Raw genomic sequence first — 15907 nt, 5'->3', positions numbered from 1 at the left:
TCAGAAGTCGATCCCCTTCTTCGCCGCGATACCCGAGTCGTAGGCGTGCTTGGTCTTGACCATCTCGGTCACGGTGTCGGCCAGGTCGATCATCCACTGCGGGGCGTCGCGACCGGTCAGCACCAGCGAGACGTGTGCGGGCCGGTTGCGAAACGTCGCTTCGACCTCCGCGGCATCGATCCAGCCCCAGTTCAGCGGGTACGTGATCTCGTCGAACACGACCAGCTTGTGCTCGCCCGCCTCGACGACGGCCTTGCCGTGCCGCCACGCCTCCCGGGCCTCGGCCTCGTCCTTTGCCAGGTCGTCGCTGTCCCAGGTGAAGCCCTCGCCGAGGGACCAGAAGTCGATGCCGAGCCGATCGGCCATCAGCTGCTCGCCGGTCACCCAGTCGGGAGACTTCAGGAACTGCACGACGGCGACCGGCCAGTCGCGGGCGCGGGCCCGCATGGCGACACCGAATGCCGCAGACGACTTGCCCTTGCCGTCGCCGGTGTTGACAATCACCAGACTCTTCGCAACCGACAAGCCGTCGGGGCGGGGATCCTCTGTGGGTGGTTCTTCCGTGGTGGACATGAGACTCCTCAAGTGGATCGACCGGCGAGCGGCACGATGACCGGCCCGTCGACATCTTCGATGATCTTGACGCGGGCATTGAAATACGAAGCGATGAGTGCCTCGGTGAGGACCGAGGCCGGCGGACCGGAGGCAACGATCCGACCCGCCGCGAGGACAGCCATCTCGTCGCCGTAGCGGGCGGCCAACGTCAGGTCGTGCAGTGTCGCCAGCACCGTCAGGCCTCGCTCCCGCCGCAGTTCCTCGACGAGATCGAGCACCTCCTGCTGGTGGCCGAGGTCGAGCGATGTCGTCGGCTCGTCGAGCAACAGGATCGACGACTCCTGGACGAGGGCTCGCGCCAACACGACGCGCTGACGCTCCCCGCCCGACAGGCTGGCCAGCTCACGTTCGGCCAGTGGGCGGAGGTCGAGCCGCTCGAGCACGGCAGCGGCGACGTCGATGTCGTGCGCGGAATCGCCACTGAAAACGCCCCGGTGCGGTGTCCGCCCGAGCAGTACGTAGTCGATGACCCGTACACCGGGCGGCATCACCGGGGTCTGCGGAACGTAGGCGACGAGCCGTGCTCGGGCCATCGGCGTCGCCGTGTCGAGCCCCTCGATCGAGATCTCCCCGCGATGGTCGAGCGCGCCCAGGACGGCTCGGAGCAGGGTGGTCTTCCCGGCCCCGTTGGGTCCGATCACATTGATCCACTTACCTGCCGACAGATCCAGATCGAGTCCGCTCACGACCTCGACACCACCGAGGCTCACTCTGAGGTCGCGGACGCGCAGCGCCGCGGTCACCAGACCTCCCTCCTGCTGGTGCGCAGGACGAGCGCGAAGAACGGCGCGCCGATGAAGGCCGTGACGACGCCGATCGGGAGCTCGCCGGGCTCGACGACCGTCCTCGCCACGAGATCGGCCGCGACCATGAATGCGCCACCGAAGAGGACCGACAGCGGCAGCACGACGCGATTGCTCGCGCCGAACACGAGCCGGACCGTGTGGGGCACGATGATCCCGACGAAGCCGATCAGCCCGGTGACGGCGACCGCCGCGGCGGCGCCGAGCGACGACGCCACGACGACGACGAGCCGCACCCGTTGGGGGTTCACCCCGAGCGAGGCCGCCTCCTCGTCGCCGACCGCGAGCACATCGAGGGCCCGGCGATACCGCAGGACGACGGCCAGCGTGACGGCGAAGTAGGGCGCGAGGAGGGCCGGCTCGTTCCACCCGGAGGTGCCGATTCGCCCGAGTATCCACGTGTACACCTCGCGGATCACGTCGCTGTTCGCCTGCAGGACGTAGGTCTGGCACGCGGTGAGGAAGCTGGCGACCGCCACGCCGGCGAGCACCAATGTCACCGTCGAGCGTCCGCCGATGTGGCCCGCCACATAGGACAGCCAGACCGCACCGAGCCCGCCGGCGAAGGCCGCGAGGGGCACCGGATCGAAGACACCGGACCCGTCGCCGAGTCCCTGGGTGATCGCGATCGTTGCGCCGAGACCGGCGCCGGCGGCGATGCCGAGCAGGTAAGGGTCGGCGAGCGGGTTCCGAAACGCCCCCTGGTACGCGGCACCGCTCAGCGACAGGGTCGCGCCGACCATCAGTCCGAGCACCACCCGCGGGAAACGGATCTGTGTCACCACCGCCGCCTCGGTCGTGGAGAGCCCGGAGTCGAGGTCGACCCACGGCAGCCCGTCGAGAAGTTGACGGAGGACTTCGCCGACCGAGAGGTCGAGCGGGCCGATGGTCATTCCCGCGAAGCTCGCCGCGAGAACCGCCACGATCCCGGCCGCGACCGCGCCGGACCCGAGTCGAGCTCCCTCGGGAGCACCGACACGCGTCTCGGCGGATCGCAGACCGAGCACCATCAGGCGGGCGCCGTCACCGTCGACAGGGCATCCGCGATGGACTCGGCGAAGTCGACGACCCGGGGACCCCAGCGGGAGGCCACGTCATCGTCGAGCTCGATCACTGCGCCGTTGCGGACGGCGGACAGGTCCGACCAACCCGGACGAGCTGCGACGGTCTCCGCCGTCTGTGCGGCCCAGATGGTGTCGGCCAGGAAGATGAAGTCCGGGTCGGCGCCGAGGATGAACTCCTCGGAGAGCGGCAGATATCCGGCGAACGCATCGCCTTCGGCGTCGTCGCCGATGCTGACCAGGCCGAACAGGGCGTAGATCTGGGCCACGAACGACTCGCTGTTGAGGCTGTAGTAGTCGGTCCCGAGCTCGTGGTAGTAGGTTATGCCCTCGGCGTCGGGCGCCTCGGCGACCAACTCGGCGAGACGGGTCTGCATGTCGAGCACGACGGCGGCGGCGCCGTCGACGTGGCCGGTCGCGGCGCCCACTTCCTCGATCTGGGCGTAGATGCCGTCTATGTCGGCCGGCGAATCCTGCACGATGACCGTCATCCCGAGAGCCTCGAGCTCCGCCGAGGCCTGGTTCGACTGCATGATCACGAGTTGGGGTTCGTAGGCGGCCACGGCTTCGACGTTCACGGTGAATCCGTCGAGTTCACCGGGTGGTGCCTCCTCCGGATAGTTCGAGAACTGTTCGACCGCGACCACCTGATCGCCGGCGCCGATGGCGAAGAGTATCTCCGTCGCCGTGGGCGACAGCGAGACGATGCGGTCGACGGTCGGAGCGCCGGCATCGGCCGGCGCGTCGTCCTCGCCGCAGGCGGACGCGAGCAGCGCGAACGCGAGCAGCATGGTGCTGAGCTTCTTCAACGGATTCCTCCTTGTGGCTCGAGGTCACTTGCACGAGCGAAAAGGCGGGGGTCCGATCCGCACGAGCGTCCCTTCCTCGAGGGTCGGTTCGTGTCTGTCCGGCGGAGGCGACCGGACTTGTTCCGGCCACCGAGGTGGCCGGACATCACCGTTGCGGGACAGCGCCGGGTTCACACCGGACTTCGCTCCTACGAACGTGTGGATCCTACGCGCAGACGGCGTCGAAGCGCTCGGACGCCTCCGCGACGATGCGCGAGATCAGCTCTGCGCAGGTCGGCAGGTCCTCGACGACGCCGACGCACTGTCCGGTCGGCAGGATCCCGACCTCGAGCTTGCCCTCGACCATCGTCGCCCGTGTGAGCATCGCTGCGTTGGCCGCCATCGCGACCTGGGCCCAGGTGAGGTCCTGGTTCTTCTTCATTCCCAGGCCCTCGGTGAGCAGGTCGCGCATCGAGGTACCGGTCAGCTTGCGGAACTTCAGTGCATTGAGTCCGGCCCGCGGGAGCTGGAGCAACCCCGTTCGTTCGAGATTGTCGATGACCTCGGTCCGGATGACCCGCTGGGGGGCACCGTCGATCGCGGTGGACACCACGGTTCCGGTCACCGGTGTCTCGAGATAGACCGCCTTGACCTCGTCGGGCACCTTGCTGTCGGCCGTGAGGAGGAATCGAGTGCCCATGGCGATGCCGTCGGCCCCCCACGAGAGTGCTGCGGCGAGGCCGCGCCCGTCGTGGAATCCGCCGGCGGCGATGACCGGGATGTCGACCGCGTCGAGCACCTGCGGGAGCAGCAGCGATGTCGGCACGCTGCCGGTGTGGCCGCCACCCTCGCCGCCCTGGCAGAGGACCGCGTCGACGCCCCACTCGGCGACCTTCTCGGCGTGGCGACGAGCGCCCACGGTCGGCACGACGACGACGCCGTTGTCCTTCAGCTTCTTGACCATGTCGGGTCGGGGGGCCTGGGCGAAGGATGCGACCTTCACCTGTTGCGCGATGAGGTGGTCGACCCGTTGCTCGACGTCGGCGGCGTCGGTGCGCAGGTTCACGCCGAACGGCTTGTCGGTGCGCGACTTCACCTTGGCGATCGCGGCGACCATCTCGTCGAAGGTCATCGTCGCGGCCGCCAGGATGCCGAGACCGCCGGCGTTGGCCGTGCCCGTGACCAGCGAAGGCCCCGCCACCCATCCCATGCCCGTCTGCACGATCGGATAGTCGACCCCGAAGAGCTCGGTGGCCCGGGTCTGGAGGCGGGGATCGACGGTGGTGGACGCGCTCATTGCCTCACCCTACGACCTAGGGTGCGGGGGCCAGACACCCAGGATCGAGAGGAGGTCTCCCCGATGGCTCGTCGACTCACCGAGTTCAGCCACGGCGCCGGTTGAGGCTGCAAGCTCGCCCCCGGCGAACTGGCGCAGGTCGTGCGCCGCCTCTCCCCAACCGACAGTCCCGACCTCCTCGTGGGCGCCCTCACCGGCGACGATGCCGCCGTGTGGCGCCTCGACGACTCGCGCGCGCTCGTTGTCACCGCCGACTTCATCACGCCGGTCGTCGACGACGCCCGCGACTGGGGTCGTGTCGCCGCCGCCAACGCAGTGAGCGACGTCTACGCGATGGGGGGTCGCCCGCTCCTCGCCCTCAATCTCGTCTGCTGGAACACCGACGAACTCTCGACCGACCTGCTGGGCGACGTCCTCCAGGGCGGCCACGACATCGCGGCCGAATGCGGGTTCGTCGTGGCGGGCGGCCACACCGTCGACGATCCCGAACCGAAGTACGGCATGGCCGTCATCGGTGAGGTCCACCCCGACCGGATGCTGACCAACGCCGGCCTCCGGCCCGGGCAGACGCTGATCCTGACCAAGCCGCTCGGCATCGGGATCATCACGACCGGTCTGAAGCGGGGCGAGGCCGACGCCGCCATCGTCGCCGCGGCGGTGGCCAGCATGACCCGTACCAATGCGACCGCCGCCGAAGTCGCCGTGGCCGCAGGCGCAACGGGCGCAACCGACGTCACCGGCTTCGGGCTCCTCGGTCACGGTGGCCGCATGGCCGAGGAGTCGGGGGTCGATCTCCATCTGTCGATCGGTGCCGTTCCGGTGATCGGCGGCGCCCGAGAACTGGCGGCAGCGGGAGTGGTTCCCGGCGGCACGGGCCGCAATCTCGCCTGGGTCGACGAACGTCTGCGGATCGATTCCGGTGTCACCGAGGTCGACGTCACGATCCTCGCCGACGCCCAGACCTCGGGCGGCCTGCTGTTCGGGGTCGACCCCGCCCGCGCCGACGGTGTGATCACCGAGCTGCGGGCCTCCGGCCACGACGCTGCGGCCATCGGCACGGTCGCCTCCGGTCGGGGACTCATCCACATCGGCTCCTGACAGGGCGACCGAGCGCTACGGTCGGGCCGATGACACGACGAGTCCTCATCGACACGGACCCCGGGGTCGACGACGCGATGGCGATCATCATGGCGCTCGCCTCGCCGGAGTTGGACGTCGTCGGCCTCACGACGATCTTCGGAAACGCCGCAACCCATGTCACGACGCGCAACGCCCTCACGCTCGTCGATGTCGCGGGCCGTCCCGACATCCCGGTCGCCGCCGGAGCCTCGGCCCCGATCGCCGGAACCTATCTCGGCCCTGTCCCGGTGGTCCACGGCGACAACGGGCTCGGCGACGCCGTACTGCCGACGCCGGCCGGTTCGATCGTGGCCGAGCCGGCCGCCGACTTCATCCACACCGTCGCCGCGACCGACCCCGGCGCGGTCACCCTCCTCGCTCTGGGGCCGCTCACCAACCTGGCGCTCGCCCTCGATCGACATCCGGAGCTGCCGGGCCTGGTCCACGAGGTCGTGGTCATGGGGGGCAACGCCCTCGTACCGGGCAATGCCACCCCGGTGGCCGAGGCGAACATCAACAACGACCCCGAGGCCGCAGACCGGGTGTTCGGCGCGCCCTGGAAGGTCACGATGGTCGGGCTCGACGTCACGCACCAGGTCAACATGGGTGGCGCAGCGATCGAACGGATCGCGGCCGGCACGTCGGCCGGCGCCAGGCTGCTCGCCGGGGCGATGCCCCACTACCGCAGGTTCTACGAGACCCGCAACGGCATCGACGGCATCTTCGTGCACGACCCGTCGACCGTGGCGTTCCTTCTCGACCCCGACGCGTTCACCACACACGCCTGGCCGCTCCGCGTGGAGACGGAGAGCTTCAGCCGAGGCAAGACATGGCCGAACATGGGCGACACCGACGACGAGACGCCGCCGGCCTGGAAGAACCGACCGCCGGTCCACGTGTGTACCGCGGTCGACGGCCCGCGCGTCGTGGATCTCGTTGTCGAACGCCTGACCTGAGGCCGAAGGCGACGGCCGCGTCCGTCAGAACCGGGCGGCTGCAGTGAGCTTGCGGATCAGCGGCTCGAAGTGCGTGAGCGGGAGCGTGTCGTAGTCGGGGTCGAACGCCTGCTGGTCCCAGTCGTCGGTGAACTCCTCGCAGAGACCGAACCAGGGCTCGTCGGCGAAGCGGTCACGGAGGTTCGTCGGCACGCCGAAGTGCTGGTAGTAGTGCCGGCCCTGGAAGTCCTGATGGTGCTTGATCGACTGGTAGACGTCGTCGCGCACGTAGGGCTTGATCATCTCGGCCGAGATCGCGCCATGGTTGGGCACGGAGATCGCCTTGCCGATGTCGTGGCAGAGCGCCCCGAAGATCATCTCCTCGTCGGCTCCTGCCCGCTCCGCCATCGTCGCGGTCTGCAGGCAGTGGGTCAGCTGATCGGTGATGAATCCGTCGCTGATGTGGGCCAACGACTCGAGCAGCATGATCAGCCGGTCGGCGACGCGGCCCTGGTTGGCCGACGTTCGCTCGCCGATCAGCGCCCACTGCTCGGCCGTCGACTCGTCCATGCGACGGAAGGAATCGGGGTTGGCGTCGATCTCGGTGGGATCGGTGACCGTCATGGCGGGGTTCCTCTCTCGGCGGTTCCACCACCGTAGCGACAACCCGCAGGCCGCGGGAGTCTCGGCCTCGACACACCCGACCGCTGCCGGTCGCTCGGGCCGGTGGGGGCGCAAAACGACAAACGCCGCCGACCCCGGAGGGCCGACGGCGCCGTCATTGATCTGGCTGGATCAGACGACCCGAACGTTCTGGGCCTCTTCGCCCTTGCGTCCCGGAGCGACGTCGAACTCGACGGTCTGGCCCTCGTCGAGCGACTTGTAACCGTCGCCGGCGATGTTGGAGAAGTGGACGAACACATCGGAGGCGCCTTCGCGCTCGATGAATCCAAATCCCTTTTCAGCGTTGAAGAACTTCACTTTGCCTTGCACTTGAATCACGTACTTTCTTGAAGCGCGAGGCGTAATTCGCAACGCGCAACCACGACGGTATGCCGCGCTCGGCCAATTCCTCCCTCGCGGCCGGATTCCTTCTACGCCAGCGTGCGGGTCATGCGGTCGAAATCGAGCTCGATCGAGGCGCCTCCGGCCGTCCACCGATGCACCGTCTCCAGCCGTTCCACCGTGCCCCACGGCGAATCGTGGCGAGGAAAGTCCGAGATCGGCTGCTCGGATCCGGCCACGAGCAAGGGCGATTCCCAGCCGAAAGAAATCTCGCCGCTGCTCGGTGACGTCCACGACACGTCGACCTGCCCCTCACCGATGACGACGGGCTCGACGGCGGTCACGGCGGCCACGAACTCGTCGAAGGAACCGTCGGCGTCGGTGCCGACCTCGACGATCCACACGTTGTCGGCACCGCCTTCGGCGATCAGGTCGAACGGCTCGGTCATCTCGTTGGTCGCGTGGACGGCGGGGTCGTACACCCGCCAGGTCGGCGGCCGTCGCGACCAGAGCGCGATGTGGCCACCGTTCTTCGTGCCGATCGTCCAGTTCCCCACCTGGACCACCTCGTCGAAGTGATCCTGCGGGAAGTACGCGTGGGTGTAGTCGCGGTAGGGGAAGACCGCCCCGAGGATGGGGTCGGTGGTCTCGTCGTACAACGGCGAGTAGATGTGGATGGCGGTGCGCTCGTACTGGGCCGTGCGGGGCATCGACGCCTCCCCGGTCCAGTAGCCGGGCTCTCCCCCGTCGTCGCGCCACTCGGTCGACTCGGGCAGGCCCGTCATCGGGTGGGTCGTGAAGACCCGGGCGTCGGGGTCGATCGTCGCCTGCCAGATGTGGACCTGGTCACGCATCTGCCCCTTGCGGTGGTCGAGCACGCTGGCCAAGCTCACCTGCGGACTGCGCCACGAGTAGGTGTTGGCCTCGTCGAGCCCGCCGAGGTTGAGGATCATGTAGTTGTCGAAGACCCACTGCTCGATCCTTGCGACGTCGCCACCCTGGATGTCGCTCAGCTGCTTGATCTGGGTGAACGCGTCGCCGTCCCACAGGCGGTGGGCATCGGCTGCGGCCGTGCTGACCTCGGCCATCTGCCAGAGGCCGATCCCGCCGGTCGACCACCAGAACGCGAGATTGGCGGGGTCCTTGAAGTCGTAGCCGAACGGTGCCTCCGGCGCGTCGCTGATCGGTTCCTGCGAGTTCACGTGGATGCCGTGGCGCTCGCGGGTGACGGTCACGTCGTCGGATTGGGCGATCGCCACGGCGACGGCCGGTGGGCGGTAGCGCTCGGCCAGACAGAAGTAGGTGGCCGAGGTGCTGTCGACGGAGACGTACGGCGTCGGCGTGCGATCGAAGAGGAGCTTGGCGACGTCGTAGGTGTCCTCGTCGCGTGCGGTCATCTTGTCCTTCTTGTAGGTCCGCCCATGGGGCGCCACGTACGCACCCCGGTGGTAGTGGGCGGCCATGTCGACGAGGCAGAGGTCCAGGCCCATCGCGGCAGCGTTGACGATCTCGTCGTCGTCGCTGAGCTCGACCAGCGAGAGCAGGGGCGTGATGTTCTTCGCCATGTAGACGTTGGAGTGCCACTCGAAGAAGCCGAAGCGGGCCCGCTCGTGGATCCAGTCGAGAATCTCGGGTCGTGCCCGCGTCGCGTGTTCGCTGCCGGTGAGGCCGGTCACTGCGAAGGTCTCGTCGGGGAAGAACTGACCGGCGAGCAGCTCGTTCGAAAGGTTGATGATCCGATGGTTCTCCGACCAGTACCAGAGATGATCGATGCGGTCCTCGGGCAGCGGATCGTCGTAGCGGTACCGGTTCGCGAGGACCCGCGGGGTGATCGCCTCGATCACCGCGGGATCGATCCGCGTCATGTCGGTGTCGCCCTGGCCCAGCGCGAGGATCCAGTTGAAGTACATGAACTGGAAGTCGCGGGTGTCTCGCCACTCGTCGATCTGGGTCCAGCGATCGGCGAACCCCTCGACCGTCACCGCGCCGATGTCCCATGTGTAGTCCGGGTCGCGGCGCGCGGCGGCGAGCTGCACGGCGACGCCCGACGCCGAGGCGGGCCGGGGCGATGCGGTCGCGTGGGCCAGATACGCGTCGACCTGTGATTGGAAGAACGCCTCGTCGACGAGGCCTGCCGTTCCCGGCGCGGGCAGCCCCGTCGGTGCCGCCGCCCCGGCGGTGGTCGTCGTCGCCGTCCCGGTCGTGGTGGTGGAACCCGGCAGTGTCGTCGACGACGAAGGACTCCCGCTCTCGCCTCCGCCGCATGCCGTGAGCGCGGCGAGGGACGTGGCTCCGACGAGGAACTGGCGACGATCGATCATGAGACACTCTCCGTGTGCGGGGCGGCAACCGCCGGGGCCGAACGGTGTCGCCAGAGCGACAGGCCGAGGAAGACGACCATTGCAACCGAGGCGGTGGTGAAGAGCAACTCGGGGCCCTCGGTCTCGTAGAGCGCACCGGCGCCGTAGGCGACGATCCCGGAGACCAGCGTCCCGGCTGCGCTGAACAAGCCCTGTCCGGCCGCGAGCTGCTCCGGCGGCGTGGCGGTCGCGACGGCGACCTGGTTCGCCGGCATGGTGAAGGCGTCGGCGATGGCGTGCACGAGCGAGACCGCCAGCAGGATCCACAACACGTCGACCCAGCCGTAGGCGAGCGTGCACGCGGCAGCTACGGCGATCGACCAGCCCACGACTGCGGCATGTCCGCGGGCCTGCGCCATGCGGCCACCGGTCGGCGCGAACACGATCATCGGGATCGTGAAGAGACTCAGCGACACGCCGATCAACCAGGTCTCGGCACCGTTGTCGTCGAGCAGCAGCGCCCATGTCGCCTCGAAGTAGGCCAGCGTCAGGAAAAACGCGACGCCGGCGAACATGGCAGCCTGGATGCCGGGAATGCGCAGCAGCGGCAATGTGGCCCGGCGAACGCCGTCGCCCGGAGGTGTCCGCAGATCGAGTCGGCTCACCCACCCCAGCAGGAGCAGGTTCAAGGCGACGAGCACGATGAACGGCAGACGGATTCCTCCGATCTCGACCAGCACCGCGGACAGGGCCGGGCCCAGCACGAAACCCGTGATGTCGAAGGCGGTGAGTCGACCGAGGGTCGTTCCCACCGCGGCGGGATCCCGCGTGATGAGCAACCGTCGCATGGCGGGAGCGACAGCGCCGGTGCTGAGGCCGAACACCACCCGCGACGCCACGAACATCCACAGCTCGTCGGCGACGATCATTCCGGCCATGCCGACCGATGCCAGGGCGACGCCGAACCTGATCATCTGGGCGGTCCGGCCCCGGTCGGCCATCGGCGCCAGGGTCACCTGCGCGACGAAACCGGCGAGGAAGCCGGCGCTGGCGATCAGTCCGAGCTGGCTCTCACTGAACCCGAACTCGGTGCGGAACTCGGCCAACAGCGTGAAGACCGAGCCGTAGCCCATCGTGAGGACGGCCGTGACGGCGTAGTACGGGATGTTGGGATCGGACCGAAGGGGAACCGCCCCTCCAGTATCTGGCGCTGGCACGCGGCGACGCTACCGGAGGGGTCCCACCCGGCCCGATTCCGTGGGTCCGCTACGGAACGACCGTGCCCGTGAGGACCGGGTCGAGCTGCACGGCGAACTCCAACTGGTTCTCGGCGATCGGGACCGGGAAACCGAACGCGGTGTTCAGCACGCCGGTGAACAACCCGCAGCCGCTGATGGCGAGTTCCTCGGTGAATCCACCGTGGAGGGTCGCCGTTCCCGTGTTCTGGTCGTAGGCGATGCCGAGCGGGTCACCGCCCGGACCGGCGGAGAGCGATGCCTGCACCGGGCCGATGGCGCAGCTCGACGGCAGCAAGGCGTTCTCGAGGCCGACCTCGAACCCGAAGCCGAGCGTGAAGGCACCATTGGCCGGCACCACGGTGCCGCTCGGAGCGACGAAGCGAGGAGCCACGCCCACCGTCACCTCGAGACCGGGGATCAGTTCGATCGGGATCTCGATCGGATCGAGTTCGACGGAGTCGAGTCCGAATTCGAGATCCCCGTCAACCGTCACGGTGCCCGGGATGGCCGGGCAGGCCCCCAGGACACAGCTCGGCGTCGCGAAGTCGAAGCCACCGATCTCAAGCGAGATCGCCGTGATCTCGATGTCGACATCGCCCGGTTGCTCGACCACCGCCGCGATCTCGATGCAGTCGTCGCACGTCGCGGTGTGCGCCCCTTCAGGGCTCGACCCGCGGCCCGGTGTGACCACATAGAGGGTGTGGAAGTCCTGGGCGGCGGCCGCAACGGTCGCGGTGACGTTCACCACCAGCTCCTGCGGCGAGACGAACGTCGTGGAGTTGACGGTCAGCCCGTCGAGGGACACGGCGACGACGCCGGGCTGGAAATTCCGACCCGAGATCGTCAGATCACGCGTCTCGAGCAAGCCGACGCGGCCGGGAGTCACACCATCGATCCGAGGCTCCGTGGCCCGGCCGATGCGGATGTCGCCGGCGGTGGCCGGAAGGCTGCCACCGTCGAGGTTCCCGGCCGACGAGGCGAACGCCACGAACTGTCCGTCGGCCGAGACCGTCGGGGACGAGCTCGGTCCGTTGGCAGGATTGCCGTCGAAGTCGACCGTGACGGTCCGGCGGGCGACACCGGCGAGGTCGACCGGTGACTCTCGTTCCACCGCCACCACGTCGTCGCCCTCGACGAAGGCCACCACGAGGCGGGGGCCACCGCCGATCACGGCGAGCGAGGGTGAGGAGGAGATCTCGGCGCTGTCGCTCAGCCGCAGGGTGCGGGTGATCGCGCCGAACAGGCGAGTCGTCACGAAGACGTCACTGCCGGAGTTCCCATCCGTGCCCTCGAGATTCGTCGCGTTCGAGGAGAAGGCGACGACCGGCGCGCCGTCACCGAGGTAGCCGGTCGCGTCGTCGCTCACCTGGGGCTGCGAGCTGGCGCCGTTCGACTCCTGGAACGGTCGGGTCACGGTGTCGGGCACGCTCGCCCGTGTGGTGTCGCCGCCGGTGCGAGCGGACAGGAACACATCGGCCACGCCGTTGCCGTCGCCGCTGACGAGGTTCGTCGCCGTAGAGGTGTAGGCAACCCATTCGCCCGAGGGGCTGATCGAGGGCTCGGAGCTCGCCCCGTTGGCCTCGTTGCCGTTGCTGCGGACGCTCACCCGCACGGTCGTGCCGGCGACGCGATCGCGCACGAACACATCGGCGACCCCGTTGGTGTCACCGACGACCAGATCCGAACCCGTCGACACGAACGCCACGAACCGACCGTCGGCCGACACCGCCGGCGCCGACGCGACACCCGCGGACTCGCCGTCGGCATCGGTCAGGCTCACCCGAGTGGTCGAATTTCCGTCACGAACGAACACGTCGGCTGTCGCGTTGGTGTCACCCGGCACGAGGCCGGTCGCACCCGATACGAAGGCCACGACTGCGCCGTCGCCGGAGATGGCGGGGTCGGTGCTCGCAACCACGCTCGGCGGCGCGCCGCCGCTGTTGCCGGAGGGCACATTGACCCGCCCGATGTACGTGCACCCACTCAGTGTGAACAACGCGCAGACGATGCCTGCGCTGAGCACCCGACGGCTCCGACCCATGATGACGCCCCCTTCGAGTCCGCATCCCCCGCGAACCGAATCGCGACGCTAACCGCGGTGCGAGACCACCACAATCAGTGACCAGATCCGGCCCCGGCGGCTAGCGTTCGTCCGCATGTCGTGGACCGAGAGTGGCGCCTCAGCCGATGGCCCGGGTACATCTCCCCCGCCGCCGCCACCGCCCAGGGCGCCCACGACGGCCTCGACCTGGCTGCCGTTCGCGATCGGAATCGCCGCCGCTCTCATCGCGGCGGCGGTGTTCCTCGTTGACGGGATCACTCCGACCGAGCGGGGCCCGGACCGCGATCGATGGGGAACCCACACTGCCGCAACGATCGTCGACCTGGACGGAGGCTCGTACTACGGCGTGTACGGCGCCGGGTTCGCCAGTGCCGGCCCGAGGAACCTTCGCGTGTCGGCGGAAGGCGAGCCGCTCGACGTCGAGACCGTCAGCAACGGCCGGGGAACCAGTCGCGAGACCGCCGGGCGGTTCTTCGCCGTCGAGACCGGTCCACATCGCGTCCAGGTCGACAGCCAGGTGCTCGAAGTGACCGACGGCGACGGAACGACCCGCAGGGTTCCGGTGTCGGCCGGCTTCTCGGTCGGCGACGATCCGTTCACCTCGCGCACGGCCGTTGAGCCCTGGCCCTTCGTCGGTGTCGCCCTCAGCGTCGTCGCGGCACTCTTCCTCTGGGGCGTCGGCTACGAGCGGACCCAGGCTCGGACGGTCCGTCAGTCGCCCTGAGCGCCCCGCATCTCGAGGAACTCCTGCGTGCTGTTGGAGCGGGGAAACGGGTCGTCGGGCACGTCGACCCCGAGGAACTCGCACAGCGGCTCCCACCCGGACCCCACTTGGTAGACGCAGAGCTGCTCGGCCGGCACCGTCTCGATGACATGGGCGTTGTGCGCCTCGTAGGCGGCCACGGCGGTCGCCTCGTCGTCGGCCCGACCGCCGAAGACGACCTCGGAGATCGCCTGTGCGAGCTCGTGATCGGCCTTCTGGATCTCCCGGCCGATCGTCGCGTCGAAGCTCTTCCACCAGTCAGCCGCGGGACGCACCGTCAGGAGGACCTTCGACCCCGGCCGGGCCCGCCACAACGGCTCCCACGCGGTGCATGCAGGGAAGTCGACACAGCTGCCGAATCCGTCGAGAAGCTGATCGAGCGAATCGAGCTCGCCGCGCACCACCGCAGCCCAGCCGGCGGCGTCTTCGGGCCGGGCGAAGACCTCGAGCATGTGGTGGCACGGTCCGAACCCGAGCTGCTCGAGCGCCGCCTTCATCGAGAGTGTTCCCGTGCGGCCGAAACCGGCCCCGATCACCTGGACATCCATCGCCAGACCATAGACCAGCGCCTGAACGGCGAGAATCCCTGCCGGGGCAGGGATTCTCAGGGTGCTTTCGTGGTCGGGCTGAGAGGATTTGAACCTCCGACCTTCGGTCCCCCAGACCGACGCGCTAACCAAGCTGCGCCACAGCCCGTGACGGGTGTGACGATACCGGTCTCACGACCGTCGCCCCACTCGTTTCGCTCGAAAGTGTCGCGCGGGGCTCAGGTAGCGGAGGCGGCTGCGATGCTGCCGACGGCCGAGTCGAGGAGCGCATTGAACTCGTCGTCACTCTGCTGGGCCGACAGGCCTTCGGTGAGCGCGCGGGAGAAGCTGGCGATCATGCCGTGCTGGCGCGACAGCCGCTCGTTCGACTCCTGTCGCGAGTAGCCACCGGAGAGGGCAACGACCTTGAGCACCTTCGGGTGGGCGATCAGATCGGCGTAGAACCCGTCGACCTCGGGCAGCGTCAGCTTCAGCATGACCTGCTGGCCGTCGGCGATGCCGTCGAGATTGCGCAGGATCGCCGCCTTCAGCAGCTCCTCCGCCTCGGCCTTGGTCGACGAATTGATGTTGACCTCCGGCTCGATGATCGGCATGAGGCCATGGCCGAGGATCTGCTTCCCGACCTCGAACTGCTGATCGACCACCGCATCGACGCCGGCCTGATTCGCCTCGTTGATCACCGAGCGCATCTTCGTGCCGAACACGCCCTTGGCAACCGCGCGCTCGCACAGGTCGTCGAGGTCGGGCATCGGCTTCATCACCTGGGCGCCGTTCTCCTCGTCGGCCAGGCCCTTGTCGACCTTCAGGAACGGCACGACGCGCTTGACGTTCCAGAGGTACTCGGCCGAGCCCATGCCCTCGATCTCGCGATCCATCGTCATCTCGAACAAGATGGCGCCGAGCACCCGGTCGCCATCGAAGCTCGGGCTGGTACAGATACGGCTGCGCATCGCGTGGATGAGATCGAACATCTCGTCCTCGCCGCTGTATGCGTCCTCTTCGATCCCGTAGAGCTTCAGCGCCTTGGGCGTGCTGCCACCGCTCTGGTCCAATGCGGCGATGAAGCCGCTCTCCGTCTTGATCTTCTCGAGCATGTCCGCGTTCATGAGCGGTCAGGATAGGCGCGTCCGCGACCGAAGGCTTGGGTCGGACGACCTGCTTCAGAAGAGCAGCATCAAGCCCTGGACTGCCCGCCATCCGAGGTAGGCGGCCGCGAAGGCGACCCCGACCCAGAAGTGCCACGGCGTCTTGTGTGGCGTGTGGTCGACACCGGGAGTGCCCTCGACCGGCTCCCCACAATCGGGGCAGGTCCCGTCGGCATTGAGCGACGACGGCGTCCAGTTCTTCTCACACGGCTCGCACCACGGCATCGA

At 68.4% G+C, this 15907-nt stretch carries 16 protein-coding genes and 1 tRNA gene; 3 read left to right on the top strand and 14 right to left on the bottom strand.

The window, feature by feature from the left end:
* From cobO to R2707_02790, 5 genes are all read right to left on the bottom strand, one after another.
* Complete coding sequence (cobO, locus tag R2707_02810) at positions 1-573, bottom strand: cob(I)yrinic acid a,c-diamide adenosyltransferase (GenBank protein MEZ5244000.1); 573 nt, start codon at positions 571-573, stop codon at positions 1-3.
* 8 nt (positions 574-581) lie between these two features.
* The gene (locus R2707_02805; GenBank protein ID MEZ5243999.1) at positions 582-1358 is read right to left on the bottom strand and encodes an ABC transporter ATP-binding protein; all 777 of its coding nucleotides are present in this window, start codon (positions 1356-1358) and stop codon (positions 582-584) included.
* The gene (locus R2707_02800; GenBank protein ID MEZ5243998.1) at positions 1355-2428 is read right to left on the bottom strand and encodes an iron ABC transporter permease; all 1074 of its coding nucleotides are present in this window, start codon (positions 2426-2428) and stop codon (positions 1355-1357) included. Before R2707_02800 ends, R2707_02805 begins: the two co-directional genes overlap by 4 nt.
* Positions 2428-3288, bottom strand: coding sequence for an ABC transporter substrate-binding protein (locus R2707_02795; protein MEZ5243997.1), 861 nt, complete (start codon positions 3286-3288; stop codon positions 2428-2430). The genes R2707_02800 and R2707_02795 overlap by 1 nt, the downstream gene beginning before the upstream one ends.
* A 205-nt stretch (positions 3289-3493) precedes the next feature.
* The gene (locus tag R2707_02790; GenBank protein MEZ5243996.1) at positions 3494-4564 is read right to left on the bottom strand and encodes a nitronate monooxygenase; all 1071 of its coding nucleotides are present in this window, start codon (positions 4562-4564) and stop codon (positions 3494-3496) included.
* Positions 4565-4627: 63 nt separating this feature from the next.
* On the opposite strand from R2707_02790, the gene selD reads away from it, so the two are divergent.
* Together selD and R2707_02780 are read left to right on the top strand one after the other, a co-directional pair.
* On the top strand, positions 4628-5662 hold the full coding sequence (gene selD / locus R2707_02785) for a selenide, water dikinase SelD (GenBank protein MEZ5243995.1): 1035 nt from the start codon (positions 4628-4630) through the stop codon (positions 5660-5662).
* A 29-nt stretch (positions 5663-5691) separates the two neighbouring features.
* Positions 5692-6639 carry a nucleoside hydrolase gene (locus tag R2707_02780; protein MEZ5243994.1) on the top strand — a complete coding sequence of 316 codons (948 nt, stop codon included), beginning with the start codon at positions 5692-5694 and terminating at the stop codon, positions 6637-6639.
* A 24-nt stretch (positions 6640-6663) separates the two neighbouring features.
* Here the strand turns inward: R2707_02780 and R2707_02775 are convergent, their stop codons facing one another.
* From R2707_02775 to R2707_02755, 5 genes are all read right to left on the bottom strand, one after another.
* On the bottom strand, positions 6664-7242 hold the full coding sequence (locus tag R2707_02775; protein MEZ5243993.1) for an HD domain-containing protein: 579 nt from the start codon (positions 7240-7242) through the stop codon (positions 6664-6666).
* 171 nt (positions 7243-7413) lie between these two features.
* Positions 7414-7617, bottom strand: coding sequence for a cold-shock protein (locus tag R2707_02770; protein MEZ5243992.1), 204 nt, complete (start codon positions 7615-7617; stop codon positions 7414-7416).
* Between the two features lie 95 nt (positions 7618-7712).
* Complete coding sequence (locus R2707_02765) at positions 7713-9944, bottom strand: hypothetical protein (GenBank protein MEZ5243991.1); 2232 nt, start codon at positions 9942-9944, stop codon at positions 7713-7715.
* Complete coding sequence (locus R2707_02760; GenBank protein ID MEZ5243990.1) at positions 9941-11140, bottom strand: MFS transporter; 1200 nt, start codon at positions 11138-11140, stop codon at positions 9941-9943. Before R2707_02760 ends, R2707_02765 begins: the two co-directional genes overlap by 4 nt.
* Before the next feature lie 49 nt (positions 11141-11189).
* The gene (locus tag R2707_02755; GenBank protein MEZ5243989.1) at positions 11190-13202 is read right to left on the bottom strand and encodes a hypothetical protein; all 2013 of its coding nucleotides are present in this window, start codon (positions 13200-13202) and stop codon (positions 11190-11192) included.
* Between the two features lie 115 nt (positions 13203-13317).
* Between R2707_02755 and R2707_02750 the strand changes: the two genes are divergently transcribed.
* The gene (locus R2707_02750; GenBank protein MEZ5243988.1) at positions 13318-13947 is read left to right on the top strand and encodes a hypothetical protein; all 630 of its coding nucleotides are present in this window, start codon (positions 13318-13320) and stop codon (positions 13945-13947) included.
* On the opposite strand, the gene R2707_02745 is transcribed toward R2707_02750, so the two are convergent.
* From R2707_02745 to R2707_02730, 4 genes are all read right to left on the bottom strand, one after another.
* Complete coding sequence (locus R2707_02745; GenBank protein ID MEZ5243987.1) at positions 13935-14534, bottom strand: sulfotransferase; 600 nt, start codon at positions 14532-14534, stop codon at positions 13935-13937. The two genes, R2707_02750 and R2707_02745, sit on opposite strands and share 13 nt — an antisense overlap.
* Before the next feature lie 70 nt (positions 14535-14604).
* Positions 14605-14682, bottom strand: a tRNA-Pro gene (locus R2707_02740).
* Positions 14683-14752: 70 nt separating this feature from the next.
* Complete coding sequence (locus tag R2707_02735) at positions 14753-15640, bottom strand: fructose bisphosphate aldolase (protein MEZ5243986.1); 888 nt, start codon at positions 15638-15640, stop codon at positions 14753-14755.
* A 54-nt stretch (positions 15641-15694) separates the two neighbouring features.
* On the bottom strand, positions 15695-15904 hold the full coding sequence (locus R2707_02730; protein MEZ5243985.1) for a hypothetical protein: 210 nt from the start codon (positions 15902-15904) through the stop codon (positions 15695-15697).
* Positions 15905-15907: the final 3 nt, after the last annotated feature.

The organism is Acidimicrobiales bacterium (genome assembly GCA_041394245.1).
Lineage (GTDB): Bacteria > Actinomycetota > Acidimicrobiia > Acidimicrobiales > Aldehydirespiratoraceae > JAJRXC01.
The sequence above is the reverse complement of the archived record's forward strand: the minus strand, read 5'-3'. Positions and strand labels throughout refer to the sequence as shown.

Excerpts from the sequence above, each read along its gene's own strand:
- cobO (MEZ5244000.1), bottom strand. The coding sequence starts at position 573 with ATGTCCACCACGGAAGAACCACCCACAGAGGATCCCCGCCCCGACGGC.
- R2707_02800 (MEZ5243998.1), bottom strand. The coding sequence starts at position 2,428 with ATGGTGCTCGGTCTGCGATCCGCCGAGACGCGTGTCGGTGCTCCCGAG.
- R2707_02790 (MEZ5243996.1), bottom strand. The coding sequence starts at position 4,564 with ATGAGCGCGTCCACCACCGTCGATCCCCGCCTCCAGACCCGGGCCACC.
- R2707_02780 (MEZ5243994.1), top strand. The coding sequence starts at position 5,692 with ATGACACGACGAGTCCTCATCGACACGGACCCCGGGGTCGACGACGCG.
- R2707_02775 (MEZ5243993.1), bottom strand. The coding sequence starts at position 7,242 with ATGACGGTCACCGATCCCACCGAGATCGACGCCAACCCCGATTCCTTC.
- R2707_02765 (MEZ5243991.1), bottom strand. The coding sequence starts at position 9,944 with ATGATCGATCGTCGCCAGTTCCTCGTCGGAGCCACGTCCCTCGCCGCG.
- R2707_02755 (MEZ5243989.1), bottom strand. The coding sequence starts at position 13,202 with ATGGGTCGGAGCCGTCGGGTGCTCAGCGCAGGCATCGTCTGCGCGTTG.
- R2707_02750 (MEZ5243988.1), top strand. The coding sequence starts at position 13,318 with ATGTCGTGGACCGAGAGTGGCGCCTCAGCCGATGGCCCGGGTACATCT.
- R2707_02745 (MEZ5243987.1), bottom strand. The coding sequence starts at position 14,534 with ATGGATGTCCAGGTGATCGGGGCCGGTTTCGGCCGCACGGGAACACTC.
- R2707_02735 (MEZ5243986.1), bottom strand. The coding sequence starts at position 15,640 with ATGAACGCGGACATGCTCGAGAAGATCAAGACGGAGAGCGGCTTCATC.
- R2707_02730 (MEZ5243985.1), bottom strand. The coding sequence starts at position 15,904 with ATGCCGTGGTGCGAGCCGTGTGAGAAGAACTGGACGCCGTCGTCGCTC.